The sequence below is a fragment of the Myxococcus sp. MH1 genome (assembly GCF_059738865.1).
Genome location: NZ_AP026947.1, coordinates 4,933,042 through 4,959,160 on the forward strand (window position 1 = coordinate 4,933,042; position 26,119 = coordinate 4,959,160).

Genomic DNA, 26,119 nt, shown 5'->3' on the forward strand with positions numbered 1-26,119 from the left:
CGGCTTCTCAGTTCGGCCGGCCGTAGCCGAGGAGCGCGTCGTCCTCGAACTCGGCGACCCAGCCCACGGGCAGCGCGAGCGCGGACAGCAGGGCGGGGCGGCGATGGAGCAGGGCGTAGAGGGGGAGGGACTCGGGCTCCTGCCCGGTGGCGGCGCCCGGGGGGATGATGAGCCAGCCGGAGTCGGTGGCCTCGGGGGCGCGGATGCGCGCGACGGCGAGCCGCGAGCTGGACTCCCAGCCGGGCAGGGCGTCGACCCGGTCGCCATAGCGGGGGAAGAGGGGAGCGCAGCCCACCGCCTGGGTGGTCTCGAGCATGCGGCCCTGGACCCGCAGCGTCACGGTGATGTCGTCTCGCCAGTCCGTCATCGGGTTGCCGGCGAAGTCGGGCTCGGTCACCACGAGCGAGGTGCCCCGTGGGTCGAGTCGCAGGCTGGACCAGCCGAAGCGCAGCGTGCGGCCCGGGAGCAGCCCACCGGGAGGCAGGCGGGTGAGCACACCGAGCACCCACTCGGCCTGCTCCTCCGCGTCGTCCTCGCAGTGCAGCACGACGTGGACGCCGTGGAGGTGTCGTTCCAATCGAAGGGGTGCCATGTGCTCATGCTCCTTGTGGCTAGCGCCCGTGGAAGACGGGAGGACGGCGGGCCGCGGCGGCCGCGAGTCCCTCGCCCAGGTCCGCGCTGCCGTAGCTCTCCGCCTGGAGCCGGGCCTCCTCCTCCAACGCACGGCGCAGGGCCGCGCGGTCCAGGCCGAGCCGTTGCTTGAGCCCTCGGGTCGCGAGCGGCGCGTTGGACGCGATGGTGCGGGCGAGCGTGGAGGCGCGGGTCCGCGTCTGGTCCGCGGGAGTGGCCTCGAGGGCGAGGCCGAGCCGGGCGGCCTCGCGGCCATCGAAGCGGCGGCCGGTGAGCAGCAGCTCGGCGGCGCGCTGGGGGCCGGCGCGCAGTGGGACGAGGAAGGTGGCGCCCATGCCGGGGTGCAGGCCGAGCTGGACGAAGTTGAGCGCGAGCTTCGCGTCCTCGGAGGTGATGACGAGGTCGCACGCGAGGGCCACGCAGAGGCCCGCGCCGATGGCGGCGCCCTCGACGGCGGCGATGGTCGGCACGGGCAGGTCGAGCAGGCAGAGGTAGCGCGAGTAGAACTCGAGCATGAAGAGGCGGGCCTCCTCGAAGGGGACCTGGCGCAGGCGGTCCAGCATCTGGAGGTCTCCGCCGGCGGAGAACGTCCCGCCCGCGCCGGTGAGGAGCACGGCGCGCACGTCGCTACGTCCGCGCAGCTCCTCGACGCGCTCGCGCAGTGCGATTCCCAGTTCGGGGGTCATCGCGTTGCGGCGGGCCGCATCGTTCATCGTGAGGGTGGCGACGCCGTCGTCCACCTCCAGCAGTACGCTCATCGCCTGGACAGTCATGGGCGGACTGTAGCCGCCTGATTGTGCCCGTCCATCTCGTCCGTGCGACGTCGAGGATTCTCCCGCGTGCCGATGGGACTTCATCGTGTGTCAGTCGGTGGCCTGGGTGATGGCGCGTCCCACGGTGAACGTGGTGCGCGTGCCGCCCGTGGCCCAGTCATACCGGCCGGGGGCGTCCGTGTTCCAGCCTTGTCCACCGATTGCCGATGTCTGGCTTTGGAACGGCCGGGCGACGGATGTCTGTCTTGACGCGGGGGTTGCCCCATGGCCACCGTCCCCGCCATCGGAACCCAGACGGCCTGCATCCATCGCTTCCGCAGGCCACCGTCGCCGAGGGCAACGAGGACAACAACGGGGGCTTCTTCACCCTCGACGTCACCGAGCCCGCCCTGGCCGCGCCGGAAGGCCCGCCGCGCCAACTGGAGCCCGCGCCCGCGCTGCCCTTCGACGGGGTCCAGGCGCTCACCCAGCCCACGCGGGGGGCCGCGGAGGACCTGGCGTCGTTCCGCCCGGCGCCCACGCCACGCTAGCCGGCCACCACCTCCCCCGGCATGGGGAGGTGGGCCCGTCCGCTCAGTAGAGGGTGAGGGTGACTTCCTCGCCCGGCTGGACGGAGATCTCCTGCTCGCTCTCGAAGCGGCGCTCGCTGCCGATGTTCTTGCCGCCGAACGTGCCGATGATCTCCACGCCGAAGCGCACGCGGTCCGTGACGCCCACCATGTCCGGGGGCAGCACGAAGCTGCGGCTGGACATCCCCGGCACCGTGCCCAGCCGCACCCTGCGCGCCCCGTTGAGGGCGTAGAGGTTCACGTCCACCGTCTTGCGGCTCTCCACCTGCACCGTCGTCTTGGGCCGGGGAGGCGGGTCGGCGTCCGCCGCCTGCGTCGTCGCGCAAGCGCAGGCGAGGGCGCCGATGAGCAGCAACACGACCGATAGCGCGGCACGGGTGGGCATATGGGCTCGCAGCGTGAGAGGAACCTCGTTCAGCGGTGCGGAGCGGCGTGTGTGCCGCTCTCCGTCCGGAGCGACTGGGTGGCCAGGCCCGACATGCTCTCCGCCAGCGACTGCACGGAGCGCGTGGCCTCCTGGGTCTCCTGCACCGTCTTCAGCGTGCGCTGCATCTGGCCGGACAGCTCCTGGATGGCCAGGGCCATCTGCTGGGTGCCCGCGTCCTGCGCGCTCACCGCGGCGGTGATCTGCCGCATGCTGGCGCTGGAGTCGCCAATCAGCACCGCCAGCTCCTGGAACTGCGCGCTGGAGGTGCGCACCGCGTCCAGGCTCTGCCGCACGCGCTCGTCGCCCTTCTCGCTGAACTGGGCCGCCTCGCGCATGCTCGCGCTCACGCCGTTGAGCACCTCGCGGATGCGGTGCGTGGCGCGGATGGACTGGTCGGCGAGGCCGCGCATCTCGCGCGCCACCACGCCGAAGCCCCGGCCACTCTCCCCGCTGCGCGCCGCCTCGATGGCCGCGTTGATGGCCAGCATGTTGGACTGGTCCGCCAGGTCCTTCACCGAGTCGACGATGCCGGACACCTCGCGCGTGCGCTCGTCGAGCGCCAGGATGCGCCGCGCCATCTCCGACACCTCGTTGCGGATGGCGGCCAGGTCTCCCAGCGTGCGCTCCAGCGCGGCGCTGCCCTCGCGGCCCACCTGCTCGGCGCCCTCCGCGGAGGCCGCCAGCGAGCTGGCCTTCTCCGCCGTCATCTGCGACGAGCGGCGGATCTCCTTCACCGTCTGCTCCGCCTCCTGCAGCGCCGCGGCCTGACGGCTGACACCCTCGGTCTGCTGATCGCTCGTGGAGCGCAGCTGCTGCACCACCGTGGCCAGCTCCCCGGCGCCGGTGCCCATGCGCTCGGCGAGGTTTCGGACCTCCGCCTGCCGCTCCTCCAGCTGACGGGTGTGCGCCTCCAGCGAGCGCACCACCTCGATGGAGCGCCGCGCGACGATGCCCAACAGCGACAGCGTCAGCGCCAGATAGCCCCAGTGCGACACATTGCCGAACGACACGCTCAACACGCCGATGACCGGCAGCACCGTGAGCGCCAGGAACAACACCAGGCCCGCCAGGCCTCCCATGAAGATGCGCGCGTCGGGGTTGCCACGCCACGCCTCCGTCGCCGCCACGATGAAGCACACCAGCAGGATGGTGAAGGAGAAGGGCAGGAAGGGCACCAGGATGCGCTGCGCCGTCCCCAGGTCGATGAAGACGGTGAACGCCGCCACCACGCACAGCGCGGTGTAGCCCATGGCGCCCAGCCGGAACCACCGCCGCTGGTTGTCCAGGATGGCGTCCGACACGAACTCGATGAGGCCGGACACCAGCAGGAAGATGCCCAGCACCGTGAAGCGAGTCGCGGTGATGGGCGCGTCCCACAGCGCGTTGGGCATGCCGCTCAGGCCCAGCAGCACGAAGCCGCCGCTGGCGGAGAAGACCGCTAGGCCCGCGAGCATCCGCCGCCGCCAGTGCATCAGGAACGCACCGCCCGAGCCCAGCGCCACCGACAACAGCAGCATGCCCATGACGAACGGCGCCTGGCCGTCACGCGTCACCAACGCGAGCAGCTGGTGGCGCGAGCCCACCTGCGCGCCCTGCGCCACGCCGATGTTCGGGTTGCTCGACTGCACGCGCAGCAGCAGGTGTCCCCCCAGCGCCGAGCGAGGCACCGGCACCAGGTGCCAGGCCATGTTGTCGGACAGCTCCGCGCCGGACGTGTTCAGCTTGCCGCTCACGTAGATGCGCTGACCGTTGGCGTACGCCTCCACGGCGTTGGTCACCTCGCCCAGCATCACCGCGGGCTCGGCCCACGGGCCCTCCGGCAACGGGATGCTCAGCCACAGGAACGTGTTCGTCCCGCGTCCCGGGGGCGGCTTGTTCGCTTCCACCGGGCGCCAGTCCTCGGCGACGTTGGCCGTCTGGGCCCACAACGGAATGCCATCCGTTCCGGGAGGAGAGTCTCCCCAGCGATAGCGCCAGCCTTCCTTCAACTGGACGGGAGCGCCTGCCTCCGCGGCATTCGCCGTCGGTGAGTGCAGGAGCGCCACGAGCAACGCGCAGCCCATCAGGGCCAGCAGCGCGGCTCGGCGCGATGGGTTGTGAAGCCTCACGGAACCAGCGTGTGAGGCAAGGCTGTCGAAAGATGTCGGGGTAGGGCGGTGGGCAGCCATGAGGGCCCCAATGCTCGACCGCGCGATGCATGCCTGTAAATAGGTCTGCATCCCCTGACATGTAGGAAAGGTTTGGGAGGGCTTTTCGGGAGGGGCTTTTGCGACCCGGGTTCAAATGCCACAGGGCATCCGGTGCGGGAAAATGACGCAATATACCGTGAGCCGGGAACATTCGGCCGAGGCGTCGTTGGTGAGTGCGAACCGCCCTCCGAAAGGAACGCACCTCATGCAGCTGACCCGACTCCGTTGGTGGCCCCTGGTCTTCCTCGCGGGTTGCGCGGGGCCCGAAGTTTCCGAGCCCATCAACAACTCCGAGGCACTGGACGCGTCATGCGCCGCCGTCGTCTATGCCGCGAGCCACATCCAGGTCGTCAGTGACAGCGCCATTCCGGCCACCGGGGGCGTTGCCTCGGCGCGTCACGAGAACTGCCTGGTGCCCAACCAGGACCTGAACGGGGACGGCATCCTCGACCCGATTCCCCCACGCACGCAGCTGCTCATCTACCGGGGCGCCACGCTGCGCGGCGTCTGCACCGTCGTGGGGCCCTCGGGGAGCCCCAACATCCTCATGACGCAGACGGGCTTCCGCAACCGGGTGGACATCGACGCGGACTTCGACGTCAACGGCAGCATCGACCTGGACCTGGATGGCAACGGCACGGACGACGAGACGAACCAGACGCTCACGCTGCCCACGGTGCGCAGCAACTTCGCGGGCGCGGCGGGCGCGAACTGGGCGCTGCCCGCGCTGACGACGCCGTCGGTGGCCGTCGTCACGGGCGGCTCGGCCAACTCGCTGGTGGAGCTCTACAAGCCCCAGTCGGCGCCGAAGGTCCTCTACACCTGGCCGCACCTGATGGAGAACGGCACCCTGGCCCAGCTGCAGGCGATGGACGCCGCCACGGGCGCGCGGACGTGGGAGACGCTGTGGGGCGCGGGCTTCAACAACGCGCAGCGCACCCATCACGAGCTCGACCGCTTCCACATCACCTCCGCCAACCTCCAGCACAGCTGGCCTGCCTTGTCGCTGCACACGGGGGCCGGGGGCACGCGCATGCCGTACGCGGTGTCGTTCCACACGCATGGCGCCAGCTGCGCGTCCTCCATCGCCGTGCGCGTGGGCGGACAGAACGGGGACCTCGAGGAGCAGTCCATGCACCGGGGCGTGGCCGAGGTCATCCGCATGGCCTTCCCCGACTCCGCCTTCGATGACGGCTCCCGCGTCACCTACAAGTGGGGCGACTGCTTCGACGGGGACGGCCCCGAGAACTTCGTCAACGCGGCCAGCGCGTTCTCCAATGGCATCCAGCTGGAGCAGTACTTCGGGTGGATCACCGCGAACCATGACGGCGTGCAGACGCGCGGGCCCGTCGTCGCCGCCGCGGTGCGCTCCGTGTTCGACTGCCTGTCGGAGCCCGCCGACGCGTCGTCCGCGCCCTGGTACTACGGCAACGTGACCAGCGGCGGCACAGGCTACCACACGTCGGGGCTGTGCCCGGGCTTCATCGCGGACGTGGACATCACCCACGCCTGGTCCGCGGCCCATGCGATGTACCCCGGCATCCAGAACTGCCCGGCGAACGGCGGCGCCAACGGCCGCGCGCACGTGGACCTGTACCGGGAGCAGACGGCGGCCGGAGGCCAGAAGCGCTGGTACCGCATCGGCGGCGGACGCATGGACTACGACGCCAGCTGCAACCCGACGCTGAAGGTCCTGAACACGGCGGGCATCTGGGAGACGAACAGCACGCTCTTCAACCCCACCGCGGCGGACACCACCGTCAACGCGAACCAGACGGTCCGCTTCCGCGCCGTCATCCGGGCCTTCAAGGCGGATGGCACCACGCCGCTGCCCGCCTTCTTCAACGTCAGCGGGTGAGCGGCTCCGGAGCCTGGCGGGGCCGCTGGAGGGGGCGGCCCGCCGGGTTTCCGGGGGGCGGCGGACGCCGCGCGCTAGAAGGCGCGGAAGATGCCGCGCACGCCGAGGGTGAAGAGCGCGTGGAAGCCGTCGTCCACGGCGCTGACGGCGCTGGTCTGCGCGGGCAGGCCCGTCACCGTCACCGTCTGCTCGCCGGTGCGCACGGTGTAGCTGCCCACGGACGCGGTGAGCATGGGCCCCAGCGCCAGGAAGTTCGAGACGCGCACGTCGCCGCCCACGCTGATGCGCGCGTAGGTGGGGCCCCGGTCCTCCACCCGCGTGTCGATGCGCGCCGGCGCGAAGCCACCCGTGGGCAGCGGCACCTGCGTGTCACCCTTCACGTGGCTCTTGAGGAACTCCAGGCCCACCGACAGGCCCACCCACGGGTCGAAGCCCGACGCCGGGTTGATGTGGTAGCGGACCTCCGGTCCGAAGCGCCATTGGTAGTTGTTGCAGTCGAAGTCCTCCGGGCAGGAGATGTCGTTCGTCTTGGTGAAGACCTTCTCCCACGAACCCCAGACGCCCACGTAGAAGCGCGGGTTGAGCCGATAGCCCACCTCCGCCAGCAGCGGCAGCGAGGCGTTCGCCGCGTCGGTGATCTTCAGGTCCTCGCGCGAGCCGGTGCGCGACGTGCCGTCCTTGTACACGTGGCCCGCGCCCAGGCCCAGGTTGACGCCTATCGCCACCTGGGGCCCGGACATCCCGTGCGCCGCGCGAACGTCCATCTCCACCGCGCCCGACTCGCGCTCCTGTGCCCATGCCGTCCCGGACACTCCCAGGCTGGCGATGACTGCCAGCGTCCAGCGGTGCTTCTTGGCCATGCGTGCTGCCCTCCAACGTGACTCGTGGGGTTTCACGGAGGTGGCTCCTCGGGGTGCACCGCGTGAACCGGACCGGAGGGCCAAGCGTCCGGAGTCGACACATGGCCGGACGGGATGTCCGCCGTGCAGCACCCGCCTGCCCGACAGGGGGCGGGGTGGGGATCGCTTCGCCCCTCGGGTCTGGTGCCTGTGCGCCGTCGCGCACCCGCCCCGTCCGTCGTCCGGCCCCGCTCAAAGCTGCTGCGCAGCACGCTGCTGTTGTCCGGGGCCCGGCGCGTCGTCGTCATCAGCGTCCCCTGGTACCTGCGCTCGGGCCTGGAAGCCCGGGGCCAGGCCCCGCTGGAGCCCCGCGCGCCGAGTGCTCCCCACTGAGCGCTCGCGGCTGCAATTGTTTCCGCTCAGCCGGGTCAAAACTTTCCGATTCCGCCAGGGCCCGCGCCACGCATCCCCGCACGTCGACTGCCCCCGGGGATGAGACAGCCTTTCGTCACACGTCATCCCCGCGCTCTCGAAGCTCCAGCATTCGGGAATGTCCAAGGTTCTCCGCCCGATGATGAATAGACATTCACGACTCGAAGACGTGTATAAATGGAAAATCCAGAATGTATTGCAAGCGAGGAATTTCCGGGCACCTTCCGTGCAGGGCGAGCGGCACCCCTTGCCACAAGTCCCCCAAGGGGCGTGGAGGCATCCGAATGAATCGCAGATGGTTCGCAGTCCTGCTGGGTGGTGCGTTATGGGCCCCGGCAGTCGCGGCACACGACTTCCGAGCGGAGAAGCTCGTGAATGGCCAGAAGCAGGTGTCGGTCCTCACCTATCCCGCGACGCTGAACTTCACGTTCAGCGCCACGAACATCCACCCCACGCTGGAGTCCATCCTGCTCACGGCGGTGGATCCACTCCTGACGCAGTGCACGCTCACTCCGGCGCCACCGTTGACGGTCCCGGTGGGTGGAAACGTCACCTACCAGTGCTCGTACACGATGCAGAACTACGAGGCCTGTCTGGCGCTGGGGGCGCTCGACACGAACCCGTCGACCCCCAACGAGGAGGTGACCTTCACCAACGTGTTCGGCATCAGCTGGGACAGCGGCTCGGCGCAGGACGGGGTCAACGTCTTGTGCGGACAAGAGCGCATCCTGGCCTGTGACGACACCGTCTACATCTCCACGGCCTCGTCTTCGTCGGGAGGGCTGCCCGTGGGGCCCTCGCGGCTCTATGTGTTCGACCCCGCGACGGCCACGCTGGCGCTCCAGGGCGAGACGTCGCTGCCCTACAACGGGCTCGCCTTCAACCATGTCGACGGCTTCATGTACGCCCTCTCCTCCGACGGCCTCACGCAGCCCTCGCTCATCCGCGTGGACGCGAACGGCTCGGCGACCGTCGTCGCGCCGCTGGTGTCGGGCGCCGCGAACTCGGCGGGCTGGGCGGCGGGCGCCATCCTCGAGGACGGCACCTACCTGGGCTTCGAAATCACCACCAACCACCTGGTCCGGATCAACACCAGCACGGGCGTGACGCTGTCCGACGTCGTCGTGGGGACGCCCGCGACGTTCCGGGTGGCGGACTTCGCCGTGAACCCCATCAACGGGCTGCTGTATGGCTTCAATTCGGCCACGCAGCGGGTGACGGTCGTCAACCCGGAGCTGGGCACGTTCACCGACTTCCTGCTGCCCGCGCTCATCAACGGCCTGCCCTCGGTGGGCAACGCCATGGTGGCGGCCGTCTTCACCCAGGTGGGGGAGCTGTTCTTCTATGGGTCGACCAACCTGAACAACAACCTGGCCAATACATTCTACTCGGTGAACCTGGTCACCGGGGCGCTGACGACCGTCTCCACCGGTCCGGCGACGCAGTTCGCCGATGGCGCGACGTGTGCCTTCAACGTGGAAGGTGGCGGAGGGCAGCCCCCGAGAGCCCACGTGACGCGGGACCATGGCTTCTTCGGCTCCTCCGAGGACGCGCTGGCGGAGTGTCTGTCGAAGGGCCCCATCTCCCTGGGGCAGCTGGGCAAGGTGACCACGATGGAGGGCGCGCTGGGCGTGCTGTGGGCCAACCCGGCCATCGCGCAGGGCGGGGCCATCCGCTCGGATCTGGAGTCGCTCAAGGCCCGCTTCGCGCGTGAGCTGCTCACGGCCACGTGCAACGAGCGCTACTTCGGCACGCCCGCGCCGCAGCTCTCCGGGTTGGAGGCGTGGGTGGCGCCGCACCCGATGGTGCTCCAGAAGGTGCTGGGGCAGTTGGAGAAACACAACCGCTCCGGCGCGCGCCTGGCGGTTCCGTTGGGCAAGAAGGCCTGGAAGCTGGAGCCGCTGAAGGGGCAGGAGCGGGCCGTGGAGCCGCAGTACTGAGAGGGGGATGACATGTCGACGAATCCGAATTGGAAGATCCTGTCCGGAGTGTTCCTGGCGCTGTCCTTGACCGCGTGTGACGGCGGCGAGACGGTGCCCATCGATGTCCCCCAGGGAGACCGCTTCGAGCTGCGGCTGCTGGGGCAGGACGCCGAGGACTACGAGAAGCTGATGCTGGGCGTGGGGCGCGTGGAGGTGATGGTGCAGGGCCGGCTGGTGCCGTTCCAGCTCTCGCCCGCGGCGCGGGCCATGGACCTGGCGCGGACGGACCACGCCTATCTGCTGGGGTACTTCTACCTCCCGGCGGAGGCGGACGCGGCGGACGTCCGGGTTCACTTCGATGACGTGGGCGCGTTCCAGGCGTCGGGCGGGTCGGGCCTCATCAACGCGCGCTCAGGCTCGCTCCTGTTCACGACCCGGCGCGTGGATCTGGAGAAGCGCAAGCATGTCGTCGTCCAACTGCACCTGAACGACAGCTTCTTCCAGGGCCGCGGCGCGAAGGTGCTGTTGCCCTCGACGTTCGTCGTCCACTGAAAGATGGGGGAGGGGGCTGCTCGCTGGGGGCCGGGAGGCCTCCAGCGGGCAGCGGTGGTTCCGGGCTACAGCCCGAGCGCCACGCCCACCACGATTCCCACCAGCGTCGCGCCGACCACCAGGAGGTTGTCCCTCCAGGGGGAGCGTCTCCGGACCGGCTTGGGGGCGGGAGCCGGCTTCGGCTCGGCGCTGACCTGTGAGCGCACGGGCGCGGCGTCGACCTTCGCCTCCAGGGGCGCCGGCTCGAGCTGCGTCACCTCGTCATCGTCGTCGAGGCCCGTGTCCTCGACGGCGGGCTCGGACGGACGCTCCACCAGCCGCAGGGTGGGGGCCGCCTTCTCCACCTGGGTCCAGGGCCGCAGCGCGTCCGCCATCTCCTCGGCCGTCGCGAAGCGCTCCGCGGGGTCCTTGTTCAAGGCGCGGGCGATGAGCCGGGCGAAGTCCTCGGGCACGTCCGGGCGCAGCTCCGACGCCAGGGGCGGCACCCGCTCGATGATGGCGGAGAAGAGGGCCACGGTGTCGGCCACGTCGATGGGCTGCCGGCCCGTCACCATCTGGAACAAGCAGGCGCCCAGGGCATAGACGTCCCCGCGCGCGTCCACCGGCAGGCAGCGGACCTGCTCGGGGGGCATGAAGGAGGGCGTGCCCACCCACGCTCCGGCCTCGGCGCCCACCGAGCGGGCGTCATCCTCGTGGAGCAGCCGGGCCACGCCGAAGTCCAGCACCTTCACCTGGTCGCCGGTGACGATGAAGAGGTTGTCCGGCTTGATGTCCCGGTGGATGACGCCGGCCTTGTGCGCGGTGTCGAGCGCGGACAGCGTCTGGAGCGCCAGCGTCGCGGCCCTGGCCACGGGCAGCGGGCCCTGCTCCTTGAGCAGCAGCCGCAGCGTCTGGCCCCGGAGCAGCTCCATCACCATGAAGGGCGGCTCGTCCTCGTTGCACTGGAAGTCCTTCACCTGGACCAGGTGAGGGTGGCTCAGCCGCGCGGTGGCGTGCGCCTCCCGCTTGAAGCGCGCCAGCACCGCGTCATCGTCCATCAGGTGCTGCTGGAGCACCTTGATGGCCACCACGTCCTCCGCGTCCACCGGCGCCGCCTCGTAGACGATGCCCATGGCCCCCACGCCGATTCGCTGACGCAGCTGATACCTCTGACCCAGCAAAGTTCCAACGCGAGCTGACGAGCGACTCATGAATCAACCGGTATACCCAAGTGGCGCACATGGCGAGGGGGTATCCGCCTGATGACGTATGTTTCAGTCGTTGATACCTCGAAAGCCTTGATGAGTCGGACTGGGGGTGCAAGGTGCCGCGGTGACTGTCTCGGGACGTGAGGCGTCGCTTCTCGGGCCCCGAGAGCGAAGCCGTCCGCGAGTACCGCGACACTGGACTCAGAACAGGAAGCCGATGCGGACCAGGTCCATGTCCACGTCGAGGATGGCCCGGTCTCCGCGCGCCACCACGTCGTCGCTGTTGCGGATGAAGGCATACTGCGCGCCGATGTCGACGGTGTCGCGGCGCTGGTTGAAGCTGTAGCCCACGCCCAGGCCGACGAGAGGCTCGAAGAAGAAGGCCTGGCCGCGCGTCACCGCCCGGTAGCCCACGTCCAGGCCGAGCGTCACCTGGAAGCCCTGCTCGTCCTCGTACTGCAGCGAGTAGTTCCTGCCGTTGGGGCGGTAGCGCAGCGTCTCCCGGCTCCAGGTGCCCGACAGCCGCGGCTGGAGGAAGAAGCCCTGGCCTCGGGGCCGCGGCGAGGGCTTCCAGGCCACGCCCAGCGTCACCTTCAGCTGCCGCAGCTTGGAGCAGCGCGAGGGCTCGAAGTCACACCGGTTGGCCGTCATCATGGGGGTGACCTCGAGCACGCCCGTGGTGCTCTCCGAGAAGCTCCGCCCGAAGCCGACGGGGAGGGCCAGGTGGAGCCGCTCCGTCATGGGGCCCACCAGGAGCAGCGACAGGTGCGTCACCGGGGACAGCCAGAGCGCGTTCTTCGGGGCGGAGTCGTGCTCCCCCTGCGCGTTCGCCGCGGGCGCGAGGAGGAGCAGCATGGCGAGGGCAATGCGTTTCAGGGGGGGCGCTCCTGTTGCTGGGTGGCGTTTGTCTCCAAGCAACACCCATGCCTCGCGTCATCCCCGTCGACACCGCCCGTGTGCCCGGGCGATGGGGGACTCGATTCGCGACAGGATTGTCAGGACCGCCTTCCGCGCCCAGGGGCGGCCATGTCGTGCTCCCCGGCGCCAAAGACAGACGGGGCTGGACGGTGAGCACCGTCCAATCCCGTGGCTCAGCGGCGCGTGAAGCGGGCGCCTAGAAGTCCTTGATGCGGTCCGCCAGGTTGGCGTTGTCGACGAAGGCGTTGGTGTTGCCCTGGATGTTGGCCACGCGGCGGTTGCGCTCGATCTCCGCGGCGTCCACGGCGTCCAGCTTGTTCCACGCCTTGAGGGCCGCTTCCTCGTCGTTGGGGATGGGCTTGTTGTACGTGGAGGAGAAGTAGAACATCGCGCGCGCCACGTTGCCCTTGTGGGAGTCCGGCGGCTCGAAGACGGTGTTGCCCTTGCTGTCGGTGCCCAGCTTGGCGCCGTTGTGGCTCCACTTGACGTTGACCACCTCGCCGAACGGGAAGCTGCTGCGGCGCGAGTTGGCCTTGCTGTCGGTGGGGAACAGGTGGTGCAGGTCGCTCTTGGCCGCGCCCGTGGCGCCCTTGGACTGGGGCCACGTGTGCTCCACGTTCATCACCGCGTTGTTCGGAATCTTGCCGCCCTTGGTCTCCAGGCCCGTGTAGACGCACTCCACGTTGCCCGCGGCGTTCACGTCCAGGCTGGTGAAGATGAGCCGGCGCGCCTCGTTGTAGCTGACGACCTTCTTGTCGGAGGACGACTCGCGCACGGCGCGCAGGAGCGCGTCGTCACGCAGCCCGTCGAACGGGTCATCCGACGGCTCGGGATCCGGCTCGGGCGCCTTCGTCTCCGGGACGATGTTCAGGCCCCACTGCTTCAGCGTGCCCGTGTCGCCCTTGGCCTGGTCCTGCACCTCCAGCGTCCAGGTGCCCTTCGTGGACTCGCCGGCGAAGGCGGTCAGGTCGAAGCTGCCCTTGAGGTCGTCGGCGGAGCCACCCTGGCGGCTGGACACCACCGCGCTCTTGCCGGAGGGGGCCGTCAGCTTCACCGTCAGGTCGCCGCGGTAGGTGTGGGCGATGTCCAGGTCCAGCTTGAGCGACTCCACCTTGGCGTCGTCCGCGACGTCCAGGGTGCTGGTGACGGTGGCGTTGTCCTTGATGGCCGCGTTGGGGCTGGTGGTGTGGACCAGCGGGGCGGCCTGGGCGCCGGCGGCGGCCTTCAGGCCCTCGGCGGCCGCGTTCGACACGGTGGGCTTCACCGGCACGAAGACGGCGCCGAGCTTCGTCAGCAGGGAGGGCGACAGGCCCGCGAGTCCGGAGCGCGAGGGCTCGAACTCGTTGCGAGCCACCGAGGCCGTCCGGGGGGCGGACGTCTCACGGGTGGTCTCAGTTTCAGTCGGGCGGGCGGGGAGGGGCGAGCGACGGGGGCCGACGACACTGGTCATGCGGGCATTATCGGCAACGACGCGTCACAGGTTGTCCCGTCGCCGTGTCTTTTTTGATGACGCCGGAAAACTGGGGATTTCCCGGCGATATTGACGTCTTTTCCAGGGTTTGGCGGCGCCCTGCAGCCCCGGAGGCTCAGTTCCGGAGGAGCTCGGTCTGCGTCCGGCCGTCGGCGCCGAGGCCATCCAGGCGGACGAAGTCGACGGAGAAGGGCCAGGACGTCTTCACGAAGATGTGGAGCAGTTGGGCGGGGCCGGCGCCGAACTTCGTCCAGGCCTGCACGGCGCAGCCGCCGCCCTGGACCTGGGTGGTGGTGAGGTCGATGGGGCGATCAGCGAAGGCCCGCAGGCGGATGCGGACGCGGCCCCCGTCGGGCGTGAGCTCCACCTGCTGCGTGTCCTCCAGGCCGTACGCGGGCTGCTCGACGCCGAGCAGGTCCTCCACCTCCGACTCGCCGCGCTCCAGCATGCGCCAGTACACGCGCACGGGCTTGCTCCCCACCGGATGGCAGGCCTCGTCGAGCCGCACGGCGTAGTGGACCTGGTTGCGGTTCTCGCTCCGGGAGAGGAAGAAGGCGGATGGCTCCTGGGGCGACGGCTCCGCGGCGGCCAGCGAGGGGATGAGCGCCAGCGCGGCGGTGACGACGGTCCTGATCCAGAGGTTGCGGTGCACGACGGTTCCCCCCTTCACGGCGGAGTGACGCGGACGGCGATGCTGGGAAGGTAAACACCCCAGCCGCCGCCAGCTGTCACCCGGCCCGAGCCCTGCGGCCGGGCGGTGCCTAGCATGGACGGCGGCCCGGGTCTGCTTTCACACGCGCCCGGGTGTCCTGCGGTGGGCGCCCTCCGCGTGGCCTGACTTAACCCCGGCCCCTGGCGGCCGCATGACGAACCGCCAGGGAGGGCTGGACCCAGGCCCGGGCGGTGCGTGCCCCATGCCCGGGGGTGCATCACGGCGTGGTGAAGAAGGAGCTGATGGCCTCGGCGCTGTGGAAGGGCAGCTTCTCGAGCGACGTGAAGGGCTCGCTCAGGTCGAACCCGGGCGACACGATGGAGGCCACGCGCAGGTAGTAGATGCTGTCGGGCTGCAGCGTGCCCGGGGGCAGGCGGACCTGGGTGGTGGAGCCCGGGGCGTAGATGCTGCCGGCGGGCATCAGGAAGCGCAGCTGGGCGTCGTAGCGGTAGAGCGTCACCCGGTAGGCGTGGGGCGTGCCGAGCGTGGGCGGCGTCCAGGCGAGGACGGGGCTGTTGGTGCCCACCTCGCGCTGCACGTTCGCGGGGACGCCGTCGATGGTCAGCGAGCGGGGCGGGGACACCTGCGGCTGCACGGGGCCGGCGATGAGGTTGTCGAACACGTCGTACGAGTAGAGGCGACCCGACAGGTACATGGAGACGCCCGAGTCATCCGGCACCGGGGACAGGACGCGGAACGGATAGCTGTGGATGCCGACGAGGCCCCAGCTGGACGGGAAGGGATTGCCGAACTTCAGGCGGCTGGTGAAGTTGAACGACGCGTTCCGGGGGAGGAACAGGTTGAGCAGCTCCCCGGAGTAGCCCACCCAGCGCCCGCCGGTGTTGTGCGCGTTGGGGAGGACCTCGAAGAGGGGCGTGGAGCCGGTGGCCTGCGGGTGCACGTCCGTGGCGAACTGGGTGTACGCGGGCAGGCGCCACTCGATGGGGAACTCGCGCATCGGCGTGGGCTGCAGGTAGCCCGTCACGGGCAGCGGGGTGATGCCGTCCGGCACGTAGTCGAACGCGCCCATCTGCACGGAGCGCTCCACCGCGGCGTAGCCCAGCGCCGTCCCATCCGGCGCCGTGCCGGCGCTGAACTGGCTGAGCTGATTGACATACATCCGGTCGCCCTTGGAGGCGTCGAAGGTGGGCAGGTTGTAGCCGCTGCTCAGGCCGAGGTCGGCCTGGTTGGTGAGCAGCGTCGTCTGGCCGTCGGGAATCTGGTCGAAGACGTTCACATAGCCGAACAGGTCCACCTCACCGGAGGTGAGCTGGAGGCTGGAGCCGGGCTGCTGGCTGCTCCAGGTGTTCTGCCACGGCGCCAGGTTGAGCAGGTTGATCTGCAGCGTGGTGAGGTAGCTGTTCGAGTACTCGGCGTCCATCCGCCCCAGGCGGTTGCGGCCGAGGTCGATGTGGCGCGCGTCGGTGATGACGTGGGTGGCGCCGGTGCGCAGGTAGAACGGGCCGGAGGGCACACCATTGAAGCGCCAGCCGCCCGGCACCGCGGAGCCGAGGATGAGCTGGAAGGTGGAGCCCTGCTGCACGAGGATTTCGGGCGGGTTGGCGGACAGGTCATTGACCTGCTCGGCGATGCCCACCGACGTGTAGAAGCGCGTGGTGTCGGTCACCAGCACCGCGTCGGACGGTGGGCCTGCGTCGGGGGTGGGGCCCGCGTCGGGGGTGGGGCCACCATCGGTGGGGGAGCTCTCCGTCCCCGGGTCGATGTTCGCCTGCCCATCATCCAGTTCCTGCTCCTGTCCGGGGGCACCGCCACAACCGACCAACCAGACCACGCATGCCGAGCCGAGTACCGCGGAGAAACGAGACCGCTTCACGAAGACCTCCTGATGGAAATGCCGCGGTCACAATACGCGCGGGCACCTCGGCTCTGGCTGTCTTGGCGAATCAATCCCTCACCGCGAAATCACCCGCGAGTGTTTTGCGCAATCCGGGCGCGTCGGGTGTGGTGCTTGCGGAGGTCTGCCCGCGACTCAGCGGGCGGCGAGCAGGCCCTTCTTGCGCCAGTCGTCCAGGTGCAGGGACAGCATTTCGCGGTCCACGCGACGGAACGCGAGGCCGAGGCTGGCGATGGCCTCGCGGGTGTTGGCGGCGTCGTAGACGGGCTGTCCCTCGTGCAGCTCCCAGCGCGTCGCGCTGCCGCCGTACACCTTCTCGTAGAGCATGGGGAGCAGGGCGCAGAGCGGGTTCTCGGCCGCGCGGGGATGCTGCATGAGGCGGTCCACCCATGCCTCGTAGGGCACGCGGCTGAGGTGGTGTCCGCATTGGTCGAGCATCGTGTAGATGCCCTCCATGTCCGTGTTGTCTTCCGGCGTGGGCGGAACGAGGTGATAGGCCTTGCCGACCGCGCCCTCGTGTGAGGCGATGCCCAGGAGGGCGGCGCTGGCGAAGTCCACGGTGACCATCTCCTTGCCCTGTCGTTCGAGGATGGGGCAGCAGCCGATCTCGATGCAGCCGAGGATGAAGCGCCCCATGAAGTCGTCCGGGTTCCCGACGCCTGTCTCCGAGTGGCCCATGACGAAGCCGGGGCGGTAGACGTTCACCGCGAGGCCTCGCGCATGGGCCTCCCAGACGCGCTTCTCCGCCACCCACTTGGTGGCGGAGTACCCCAGGTCGTAGCGCAGGCATTCCAGGTGATCGTCCAGGTCCGCGTCCTCGCGGAGGACCTGGGTGTTCTTGAAGTAGCCGGTGGGGCCGAACGCGGCGATGGTGGACACGTAGTGCACGGGCGTGGGCCCCATCGCGGCCAGCCGCAGCACCTCGGTGGTGCCTCCCACGTTGGCGGCCCGGAGCGCCTCGTAGGTCTGCACGAAGTTCACGTGCGCGCCGATATGGAAGATGGCCTCGGCGCGTCCGGCGAGGGCCTGTCGTTGCCGGGCGTCCATCCCCAGCCCTGGGGCCCCCAGGTCTCCGGGCACCGGCTCGATGCGCGAGGCGAAGGGCTCCTCCCACAGGTCGTACTTCACGAGCGTCTGTCGGATGCGCGCGAGCGCCGCCTCCGGGTCCTCCGCGCGGACGAGGCAGGCCACCTGGGCCGTCGTCGTCCGAAGCAGGTCGCGCAGGATGAAGGCGCCGAGGAAGCCCGTGGCGCCGGTGAGGAAGATGCAGCGCATCTCCTCCAGGCGCTTGCCCTTCGTCACGGGTCTGCCCTTGGCGGGGATGATGTCCTCGGGCAGGTGTGCCTCCTCGCGCCAGGTCTCGGGCCCCGCGATGGCGCGGCCTTCACCCTGGGCCCCAGAGCGCGCCCGGCGGACCGCTTCGATGAAGTCCCCCAGCGTGTGCGCCTCGTGGAGGGCATACGCGGAGAGGCCGACGCCGAACTTCTCGCGCAGCCGCAAGGCCAGGCGTCCCCTCATCAGGGACGTGCCTCCCAGCCGCGCGAAGTCATCGTCGGGGGAGGCTGTCTCCACGCCGAGCATCTCTGTCCAGAGGGCGCTCACACCCGAGACGACCGGGTCCTCCGAGGTCATCAAATCCTGCGGGATTGCCGACCCGCCAGGAGGGGGCGGGATCGCGGGGCGTGCTTCGATGGATGTCGTGGTCATGGGTTCTCTCCTGGAGGGACAAAGACGTCAGCTTCGCGACGACAGGAGCGCGGGCAGCGCCGAACGGTCCGTCTTTCCGTTCGCGTTCACAGGGAGGCGCTCGAGCACCACGAAGCGGGAGGGCACCATCTGCTTCGACACCTGGGCGAGCATGAAGTCCCGCAGCGCCTCCTCGATGTTCGGGGACGGCTCCTTGGGTACCACGAAGGCCGCCAGTGACTTCTCGCCGTCCGCTCGCTCCTGGAGCGTCACCACCGCGTCCCAGAGGAGCCCGCTCTGCAGGAGCATCTTGGCGACCTCGTCCAGCTCGATGCGGTGGCCGTAGATCTTCACCTGATGGTCGTTGCGGCCCAGGAACTCCAGGTTCCCGTTCTCGTCCCAGCGCGCCATGTCGCCCGTGCGGTAGATGCGCAGCGCCTGTCCGTCCTTCAGACCCTCCACCGTGGGGAAGCGCTCCGCGGTGAGCTCCTGCTGGTGCAGGTATCCCCGTGCGAGGCCCGCGCCCGCGAGGCACAGCTCTCCGGGCTGTCCCGGCGCCACGGGGCGCAGGTGCTCATCGAGCAGGAAGACCTCGGTGTGGGCGACGGGCTGCCCGATGGTCACCGAGCCGCCCAGGGTGTCCTGGAGCCGCACCCGATGCGTGGTCGAGTAGATGGACACCTCGGTGGGGCCGTAGGCGTGGACGAGCTGCTCCGGTGGTTTGCTCTCGAGGACCGCGCGGAAGGTGCGGGCGTTCGCGCGCTCCCCACCCACGATCAACCGGCGCAGCTGGCTGAAGGCATCGGGGTAGGCCTGGGCCATCATGTTGAAGACGGCGGTCCCGATGCTCAGCACGTCGACGCGCATGTCGCGCAGGGCGTCGCGCAGGGCGTGGGAGTCCAGGAGCGTGGCCTTGGCGATGACCACGACCAGGCCTCCGTTGAGGAGCGTGCCCCAGATTTCATACAGCGACATGTCGAACGCGAGGTTCGACGTCTGGGCCACCCGCTCCCCGGGCCGGACGACCAGGAGGGGGTTGTCGAAGATCAGCCGGCGGATGCCCCTGGCGAGGATCTGCACGCCCTTGGGCCGGCCCGTGGTCCCGGAGGTGTACATGATGTAGACGCGCCGCTCCGGCGGGTCGTCCGGCGCGACGAACGACTCGGGCTCTCGTGCCACGGAGGCCCTGTCGCGTTCCATGCACAGGCGGGTGATGCTCCCCGCCATGCACTTCGCCTCATCCGTCACGGTCTCGGAGAGGAGCACCTGGGCCTGTGAGTCCCGCATGATGTAGGCGATGCGGTCTCGGGGGTACTGGAGGTCCAGCGGCACGCAGGTGGCGCCCAGCTTGAGGAGCGCCACCAGGGCCGCGATGGCCTCGATGCCCTGATTCATGGCCAGGGCGACAGGCGTCTCCTCGCCCACGCCCAGCTTCTTCAGGGCGTTGGCGAACTGGTTGGCGCGGCGGTCCAGGGCGTCGTAGGTGATGCGTTTGACGCCCCAGTGGACGGCGATGTCCATGGGCCGGAGCGCGACTTGTGCGTGCCACAGGTCGGAGAGCCCGCCCTGGTTGGGGTCGATGACCGCAGGGTTGTTCCCCTCTGCCTTGGCTGCGAGATGCGCGATGGACATGGATCCTCCTGTGGGTAGACGACGGGGTGCGACTTCAGCCGCGAGGGGCTCTCGCGGAGTTCGTGGGAAGCAGGCCCTTCTTGCGCCAGTCCTCGAGGTAGAGGGACATCAGCGGTTGGTCCAGGCGATGGAACCCGAGGCCGAGTCCGGCGAGTGCCTCCCGGGTGTTCCGGGCGTCGTAGACAGGCATTCCCTCGTAGACCTCCCAGCGCGTCGAGCCGCCGCCGTAGACCTGCTCGTAGAGCATGGGCACCAGGGGGCAGAGCGGGTTGTCGGCCGCGCGGGGGTCCTTCATGAGCCGGTCCACCCATTCCTCGTAAGGGACGCGGCTGAGGGGCTGACCACAGTCGTCGAGGAGGTCATAGAGCGAGTCCATGTCGATGGAGTCGCGAGGGGAGAGGGGCACCAGGTGATAGGCCTTGCCGATGGCGCCCTCGCGAGAGGCGATGCCGAGGAGGGCGCCGCTGACGAAGTCCACGGGCACCATCTCCTTGCGTTGGCGCGGGAGGATGGGACCGCTGCCAATCTGGATGCAGCCGCGCACGAAGCGCGCGACGAAGTCGTCTGGATTGCCGACGCCCGTCTCCCCGTGGCCCATGATGAAGCCCGAGCGGTAGATGTTCACCGCCAGCCCGCGCTCGATGGCCTCCCACACGCGCTTCTCGGCCACCCACTTGCTGGCCGCGTACCCCAGGTCGTAGCGCAGGCAGTCCAGGTGCTTGTCCAGGTCCTCGTCCTCGCGCAGGACCTGGGTGCCGTTGAAGTAACCGGTGGGGCCGAACACGGCGATGGTGGACACGTAGTGCACGGGCGTGGGCCCCAGCGCGGCCAGCCGCAGCACCTCCGTGGTGCCATCGACGTTGACGGCCTTGTGCGCCTCGTAGGGCTGCACGTAGTTCACGTGCGCGCCGACGTGGAGGATGGCCTCGGCCCGCTCGACGAGGGCCTGTCGTTGCCCGGCGCCCAGGCCCATGCGGGGGGCGCCGAGGTCTCCGAGCACCGGCTCGATGCGCGCGGCGAAGCCGTCCTCCCACAGGTCGTACTTCTCCAGGGCCCGCTGGATGCGCGCGAGCCCTGTCTCCGAGTCCCTCGCGCGGACGAGGCAAGCCACCTGGGCTTTCGTCATCCGCATCAGGTCGCGGAGCATGAAGGCGCCGAGGAAGCCCGTGGCGCCCGTGAGGAAGACGCAGCGCATCTCCTCCAAGGCCTTGTGCTGGATGACAGCTTGGCTTGGGACGATGTCCTCGGGCAGGCGCGCGTCCTCTCGCCAGGTGTCGGGCCCCGCGATGGCGCGGCCTTCGTCCTGGGCACCCGACAGGGCCTGCCGCACCGCCTCGATGAAGTCTCCCAGCGTGTGCGCCGCGTGGAGCGCATGCACGGACAGGCCCACGCCGAACTTCTCGCGCAGCCGCAGCGTCAAGCGCCCCGCCATCAGGGAGTTGCCACCCAGCCGCATGAAGTCATCGCCAGGGGAAGCGGTCTCCACACCGAGCAGCTCGCTCCAGATGTCGCTCACGCCCGCGACGACCGGGTCCTCCGACAGAGGCGTACTCCGTACGAGTGACGGTCGGTTCCTGGGCGGGTCGAGCTGGGGCAGCGCGGCGCGGTCGACCTTGCCATTGGCCGTGACGGGGAGCCGCTCCAGCATGACGAAGCGAGACGGCACCATGGGCTCCGACACCCTGTCGCGCATGAAATCGCGGAGGGCGTCCTCGAGGCCCGCGCCGGTGTCCTTGGGTACGACGAAAGCCGCCAGCGACTTCTCGCCATCGGGTCGCTCCTGGAGAGTCACGACCGCGTCCCAGACGAGCCCGCTCTGCAGGAGCGACTTGGAGACCTCGTCCAACTCGATGCGGTGGCCGCGAATCTTCACCTGATGGTCGGCCCGGCCCAGGTACTCCAGCGTCGCGTTCTCGCGCCACCGCGCCAGGTCTCCGGTGCGGTAGATGCGCAGCGCCTGGCCATCCTTCAACCCTGGCACCGTGGGGAAGCGCTCGGCGGTGAGCTCCGGCTGGTGGAGATAGCCGCGCGCGAGGCCCTCTCCCGCGAGGCACAGCTCTCCGGTTTGTCCCAGCGCCACGGGGCGCAGGTCCTCATCGAGCAGGAAGACCTCCGTGCGCGCGATGGGCTTGCCGATGGAGATGGACCCGCTCAGGGTGTCCTGGAGTTGAATCCGATGTGCGGTCGAGTAGATGGACACCTCGGTGGGGCCGTAGCCATTGACGAGGTGCTCTGGTGGATGGCTCTCGAGCACGGCGCGGCAGAGCCGGCCATTGGCTCGCTCTCCGCCCATCACGACGAGGCGCAGTCCGCTGAAGGCATCGGGGCACGCTTGGGCGACCATGTTGAAGAGCGCCGTCGCGATGCTCATGACGTTGACGCGCATGTCGCGCAGGGCCTCACGCAGGGCGTGCGCATCCAGGACGGTCGCCTTGGAAATCACCACGAGTGAGGCGCCGTTGAGCAGCGCCCCCCAGATTTCATACAGCGCCATGTCGAACGCGTGGTTGGACGCCTGGGCAACCCGCTCCCCGGGATGGATGCCGAGGATGGGGTTGTCGATGACCAGTCGGCGGATGCCCTGGGCGAGAATCTCGATGCCCTTGGGCTGCCCGGTGGTTCCGGACGTGTGCATGATGTAGGTCCGTCGCTCCGGAGTGTCGCGGGGGCCGGTGAAGGTCTCGGGCTCGCGCGTCACGGCATCCCTGTCTCGTTCCAGGCAGATGCAGGTGATGGCCCCCGTCGTGCACTGCGCCTCCTCGGTGACTGTCTCGGCGAGGAGGACTCGGGCCCGTGAACTCTCCACGATGGAGGTGATGCGCCCGCGCGGATGCTGCAGGTCCAGGGGGACATGGGTGGCGCCCAGCTTGGCGAGGGCCACATGGACGACGAGTGCATCGATTCCCCTTCGCATGGCCACGGCGACGGGCGTCTCCTCTCCCACGCCTCTCCTGTGCAGGGCATTCGCGAGCTGGTTGGCTCGGCGGTCCAGGGCGCCATAGGTGATGCGCTTGACGCCCCAGTGGATGGCGATGTCCATGGGCCGGAGCGCGACTTGCGCATGCCACAGATCTGCGAGTCCGGCTTGGAGGGGATAGATGGACGCAGGGGTGACCCCCTCGGCCGTGGATGCGAGGTGTGTCGTCATCATGTTTCTTCCAGTCGATGGAGGAGAGAGGACTTCAGTGACCGCGTGCCGTTGTCGATGGGCTGGGGAGCAGGCCCTTCTCGCGCCAGTCCTCGAGGTAGAGGGACATCAGCGGTTGGTCCAGGCGATGGAACCCGAGGCCGAGTCCGGCGAGTGCCTCCCGGGTGTTCCGGGCGTCGTAGACAGGCATTCCCTCGTAGACCTCCCAGCGCGTCGAGCCGCCGCCGTAGACCTGCTCGTAGAGCATGGGCACCAGGGCGCAGAGCGGGTTGTCGGCCGCGCGGGGGTCCTTCATGAGCCGGTCCACCCATTCCTCGTAAGGGACGCGGCTGAGGGGCTGACCACAGTCGTCGAGGAGGTCATAGAGCGAGTCCATGTCGATGGAGTCGCGAGGGGAGGGGGGCACCAGGTGATAGGCCTTGCCGATGGCGCCCTCGCGAGAGGCGATGCCGAGGAGGGCACCGCTGACGAAGTCCACGGGCACCATCTCCTTGCGTTGGCGCGGGAGGATGGGGCAACTGCCAATCTGGACGCAGCCGCAGACGAAGCGCGCGACGAAGTCGTCTGGATTGCCGACGCCCGTGCGGGTGTGTCCCATGATGAAGCCCGAGCGGTAGATGTTCACCGCCAGCCCTCGCTCGACGGCTTCCCATACGCGCTTCTCGGCCACCCACTTGCTGGCGGAGTAGCCCAGGTCGTAGCGCAGGCAGTCCAGGTGCTTGTCCAGGTCCTCGTCCTCGCGCAGGACCTGGGTGCCGTTGAAGTAACCGGTGGGACCGAACACGGCGATGGTGGACACGTAGTGCACGGGCGTGGGCCCCAGCGCGGCCAGCCGCAGCACCTCCGTGGTGCCATCGACGTTGACGGCCTTGTGCGCCTCGTAGGGCTGCACGTAGTTCACGTGCGCGCCGACGTGGAGGATGGCCTCGGCCCGCTCGACGAGGGCCTGTCGTTGCCCGGCGCCCAGGCCCAGGCGGGGGGCGCCGAGGTCCCCGAGCACCGGCTCGATGCGAGGCGCGAAGGAGTCCTCCCACAGGTCGTACTTCTCCAGGGCCCGGCGGACGCGAGCGAGCGCTGTCTCCGCGTCCCTCGCGCGAACCAGGCAGGCCACCTGTGCCTTCGTCGTCCGCATCAGGTCGCGGAGCATGAAGGCGCCGAGGAAGCCCGTGGCGCCCGTGAGGAAGACGCAGCGCATGTCCTCCAGCGCGCGTCCCTTCGTCACCGGCTTGCCTGAAGCGGGCGCGATGTCCTCGGGCAGGCGCGCGTCCTCGCGCCAGGCGTCGGGCCCCGCGATGGCGCGGCCCTCGGCCTGGACACCCGCCAGGGCCTGCCGCACCGCTTCGATGAAGTCCCCCAGCGTGCGTGCCTCATGGAGGGCGTGCGCGGACAGGCCCACGCCGAACTTCTCGCGCAGCCGCAGCGTCAGGCGTCCCGTCATCAGGGAGTTGCCGCCCAGGCGCACGAAGTCATCGCCAGCGGACGCGGTCTCCACGCCGAGCAGCTCGGTCCAGATGTCGCTCACGCCCGCGACGACGGGGTCCTCCGGCGGGGGAGTGCTCTGTGCGGGCACCGCTCCGGGTCCTGGCGACACGGGGCGGGGCAGCGCCGCGCGGTCGACCTTTCCATTGGCGGTGACGGGGAGCCGCTCCAGCAGGACGAAGCGAGACGGCACCATGGGCTCCGACACCCTGTCGCGCAGGAAGTCGCGGAGGGCGTCCTCGAGGCCCGGGCCGGTGTCCTTGGGTACGACGAAAGCCGCCAGCGACTTCTCGCCATCGGGTCTCTCCTGGAGTGTCACCACGGCGTCCCAGACGAGCCCGCTCCGCAGGAGCGTCTTGGAGACCTCGTCCAGCTCGATGCGATGACCGCGAATCTTCACCTGATGGTCGGCCCGGCCCAGGTACTCCAGCGTCCCGTTCTCGCGCCACCGCGCCAGGTCGCCGGTGCGGTAGATGCGCAGCGCCTCGCCGTCCTTCAATCCGGGCACCGTGGGGAAGCGCTCCGCGGTGAGCTCCGGCTGGTGGAGATAGCCGCGCGCGAGGCCCTCTCCCGCGAGGCACAGCTCTCCCATCTGTCCCGGTGCGACGGGGCGCAGGTCCTCGTCGAGCAGGAACACCTCGGTGCGCGCGATGGGCCTCCCGATGGGGATGGAGCCGCTCAAGGCATCCTGGAGGCGCGCCTCGTGGGCTGTCGCGTAGATGGACACCTCCGTGGGGCCGTAGCCGTTGACGAGCCGCTCGGGAGGGTGGCTCTCCAGCACCGCGCGGAAGAGGCGGGGATTGGCGCGCTCTCCCCCCACGACCACCAGCCGAAGCCCGCCGAAGGCATCCGGACAGGCCTGGGCCACCAGGTTGAAGAGGGCGGTGGCGATGGTCATCACGTCGACGCGCATGTCGCGCAGGGCCTGGCGGAAGGCCTGGGCATCCAGGAGCGTCGCCTTGGAGATCACCACGAGCGCGGCCCCGTTGAGCAGCGCGCCCCAGATTTCATAGAGGGAGATGTCGAACGCGTGGCTCGTGAGCTGCGCGACGCGCTCCCCGGGATGGATGCCGAGGATGGGATTGTCGATGACCAGTCGGCGGATGCCCTTCGCGAGGACCTCGATGCCCTTGGGACGTCCCGTCGTCCCGGACGTGTACATGATGTACGTCCGTCGCTCCGGGGTGTCGCGCGGACCGGTGAAGGTCTCGGGCTCGCGCGCCACGCTGTCCGCGTCACGTTCCAGGCAAAGGCAGCTCAATCCAGCCAGGGCGCAATGCGTCTCTTCCGTCAGGGTCTCGGTGAGGAGGACCTTCGTTCCTGAGTTTTCCAGGATGTATGTGATTCTCTCGCGAGGGTGCTGGAGGTCCAGCGGGACGTGAGAGGCCCCGAGCTTCGCGAGGGCCACGTGCGCCACGATGGCCTCGATGCCGCGCCGCATGGCCACGGCGACGGGCGTCTCCTCGCCCACGCCTCGCTTGCGCAGCGCGTTCGCGAGCTGGTTGGCCCGGCGGTCCAGCGCGTCATAGGTGACGCGCTTGACGCCCCAGTGGATGGCGATGGCTCCGGGCTGGAGGTGGACCTGGGCCTGCCACAGGTCCGCGAGCCCTGACTGAGACGGATGACGCCTTGCAGGAACGCTGCTTTTCGATGGGGATTCGATGATGTGCATGCTCGTCGCGCGCTCCTCATGGATGTGTCGGGTGGGGGTGTTTGACATTTGTTTAATGTCAATTGGGCGTTTGTCGATGAAATTCCTCGCATGTCTTGCGTCTGGAGGTGGCCGGTGGCGCCTGCGGGCATCCGGGGTGCCCGCAGCGCCTGTTCATGCGGGCCTGAG

The 26,119-nt window shown here is 69.4% G+C and carries 19 protein-coding genes; 5 read left to right on the forward strand and 14 right to left on the reverse strand.

From position 1 onward, the window contains the following. Window positions 1-7 precede the first annotated feature (7 nt). Both AC6JA9_RS19625 and AC6JA9_RS19630 read right to left on the reverse strand, forming a co-directional pair. A complete protein-coding gene (locus tag AC6JA9_RS19625) occupies window positions 8-592 on the reverse strand; it encodes a hypothetical protein (RefSeq protein ID WP_223751114.1) in 585 nt (194 codons plus the stop codon). A gap of 19 nt (window positions 593-611) precedes the next feature. Further along, window positions 612-1,388, reverse strand: coding sequence for an enoyl-CoA hydratase/isomerase family protein (locus AC6JA9_RS19630; RefSeq protein ID WP_408890591.1), 777 nt, complete (start codon window positions 1,386-1,388; stop codon window positions 612-614). 251 nt (window positions 1,389-1,639) lie between these two features. Here AC6JA9_RS19630 and AC6JA9_RS19635 point away from each other — a divergent pair, with 251 nt between their 5' ends. Further along, window positions 1,640-1,933, forward strand: coding sequence for a hypothetical protein (locus AC6JA9_RS19635; protein ID WP_223784364.1), 294 nt, complete (start codon window positions 1,640-1,642; stop codon window positions 1,931-1,933). A 43-nt stretch (window positions 1,934-1,976) separates the two neighbouring features. On the opposite strand, the gene AC6JA9_RS19640 is transcribed toward AC6JA9_RS19635, so the two are convergent. Continuing rightward, a complete protein-coding gene (locus AC6JA9_RS19640) occupies window positions 1,977-2,357 on the reverse strand; it encodes a hypothetical protein (RefSeq protein WP_497960416.1) in 381 nt (126 codons plus the stop codon). A 29-nt stretch (window positions 2,358-2,386) separates the two neighbouring features. After that, a complete protein-coding gene (locus AC6JA9_RS19645; RefSeq protein WP_223751133.1) occupies window positions 2,387-4,462 on the reverse strand; it encodes a methyl-accepting chemotaxis protein in 2,076 nt (691 codons plus the stop codon). A gap of 331 nt (window positions 4,463-4,793) precedes the next feature. Between AC6JA9_RS19645 and AC6JA9_RS19650 the strand changes: the two genes are divergently transcribed. Continuing rightward, window positions 4,794-6,446, forward strand: coding sequence for a hypothetical protein (locus tag AC6JA9_RS19650; RefSeq protein ID WP_497960417.1), 1,653 nt, complete (start codon window positions 4,794-4,796; stop codon window positions 6,444-6,446). Window positions 6,447-6,520: 74 nt separating this feature from the next. On the opposite strand, the gene AC6JA9_RS19655 is transcribed toward AC6JA9_RS19650, so the two are convergent. Beyond that, the gene (locus AC6JA9_RS19655; RefSeq protein ID WP_223751119.1) at window positions 6,521-7,306 is read right to left on the reverse strand and encodes a hypothetical protein; all 786 of its coding nucleotides are present in this window, start codon (window positions 7,304-7,306) and stop codon (window positions 6,521-6,523) included. Between the two features lie 189 nt (window positions 7,307-7,495). On the opposite strand from AC6JA9_RS19655, the gene AC6JA9_RS19660 reads away from it, so the two are divergent. From AC6JA9_RS19660 to AC6JA9_RS19670, 3 genes are all read left to right on the forward strand, one after another. Further along, a complete protein-coding gene (locus AC6JA9_RS19660) occupies window positions 7,496-7,678 on the forward strand; it encodes a hypothetical protein (RefSeq protein ID WP_267696415.1) in 183 nt (60 codons plus the stop codon). A gap of 410 nt (window positions 7,679-8,088) precedes the next feature. Continuing rightward, on the forward strand, window positions 8,089-9,657 hold the full coding sequence (locus tag AC6JA9_RS19665; protein ID WP_408890588.1) for a DUF6923 family protein: 1,569 nt from the start codon (window positions 8,089-8,091) through the stop codon (window positions 9,655-9,657). Window positions 9,658-9,669: 12 nt separating this feature from the next. Further along, window positions 9,670-10,191, forward strand: coding sequence for a hypothetical protein (locus tag AC6JA9_RS19670; RefSeq protein ID WP_408890587.1), 522 nt, complete (start codon window positions 9,670-9,672; stop codon window positions 10,189-10,191). A 65-nt stretch (window positions 10,192-10,256) separates the two neighbouring features. Here the strand turns inward: AC6JA9_RS19670 and AC6JA9_RS19675 are convergent, their stop codons facing one another. The 9 genes from AC6JA9_RS19675 to AC6JA9_RS19715 all read right to left on the reverse strand — a co-directional run bounded on the left by AC6JA9_RS19675 (window position 10,257) and on the right by AC6JA9_RS19715 (window position 25,951). Then, on the reverse strand, window positions 10,257-11,351 hold the full coding sequence (locus AC6JA9_RS19675; protein WP_223784369.1) for a serine/threonine-protein kinase: 1,095 nt from the start codon (window positions 11,349-11,351) through the stop codon (window positions 10,257-10,259). Window positions 11,352-11,579: 228 nt separating this feature from the next. Next, a complete protein-coding gene (locus AC6JA9_RS19680) occupies window positions 11,580-12,233 on the reverse strand; it encodes a hypothetical protein (protein ID WP_223784370.1) in 654 nt (217 codons plus the stop codon). Window positions 12,234-12,492: 259 nt separating this feature from the next. Beyond that, window positions 12,493-13,650 carry an endonuclease gene (locus tag AC6JA9_RS19685; RefSeq protein ID WP_426746563.1) on the reverse strand — a complete coding sequence of 386 codons (1,158 nt, stop codon included), beginning with the start codon at window positions 13,648-13,650 and terminating at the stop codon, window positions 12,493-12,495. A gap of 232 nt (window positions 13,651-13,882) precedes the next feature. Next, window positions 13,883-14,419, reverse strand: coding sequence for a DUF4833 domain-containing protein (locus AC6JA9_RS19690; RefSeq protein ID WP_497960419.1), 537 nt, complete (start codon window positions 14,417-14,419; stop codon window positions 13,883-13,885). A 277-nt stretch (window positions 14,420-14,696) separates the two neighbouring features. Continuing rightward, window positions 14,697-16,313, reverse strand: coding sequence for a hypothetical protein (locus AC6JA9_RS19695; RefSeq protein ID WP_223784372.1), 1,617 nt, complete (start codon window positions 16,311-16,313; stop codon window positions 14,697-14,699). Window positions 16,314-16,469: 156 nt separating this feature from the next. Beyond that, window positions 16,470-18,041: an SDR family oxidoreductase gene (locus AC6JA9_RS19700; protein ID WP_497960420.1), complete on the reverse strand. Its 1,572-nt coding sequence runs from the start codon at window positions 18,039-18,041 to the stop codon at window positions 16,470-16,472. Window positions 18,042-18,068: 27 nt separating this feature from the next. Next, window positions 18,069-19,652 (reverse strand): amino acid adenylation domain-containing protein, encoded by a 1,584-nt coding sequence (locus tag AC6JA9_RS19705; protein ID WP_473565649.1) that lies wholly within the window; start codon window positions 19,650-19,652, stop codon window positions 18,069-18,071. Window positions 19,653-19,686: 34 nt separating this feature from the next. Further along, on the reverse strand, window positions 19,687-22,803 hold the full coding sequence (locus AC6JA9_RS19710) for an amino acid adenylation domain-containing protein (protein ID WP_497960422.1): 3,117 nt from the start codon (window positions 22,801-22,803) through the stop codon (window positions 19,687-19,689). A gap of 31 nt (window positions 22,804-22,834) precedes the next feature. Then, window positions 22,835-25,951 carry an amino acid adenylation domain-containing protein gene (locus tag AC6JA9_RS19715; RefSeq protein ID WP_497960423.1) on the reverse strand — a complete coding sequence of 1,039 codons (3,117 nt, stop codon included), beginning with the start codon at window positions 25,949-25,951 and terminating at the stop codon, window positions 22,835-22,837. Between the last annotated feature and the right edge of the window lie 168 nt (window positions 25,952-26,119).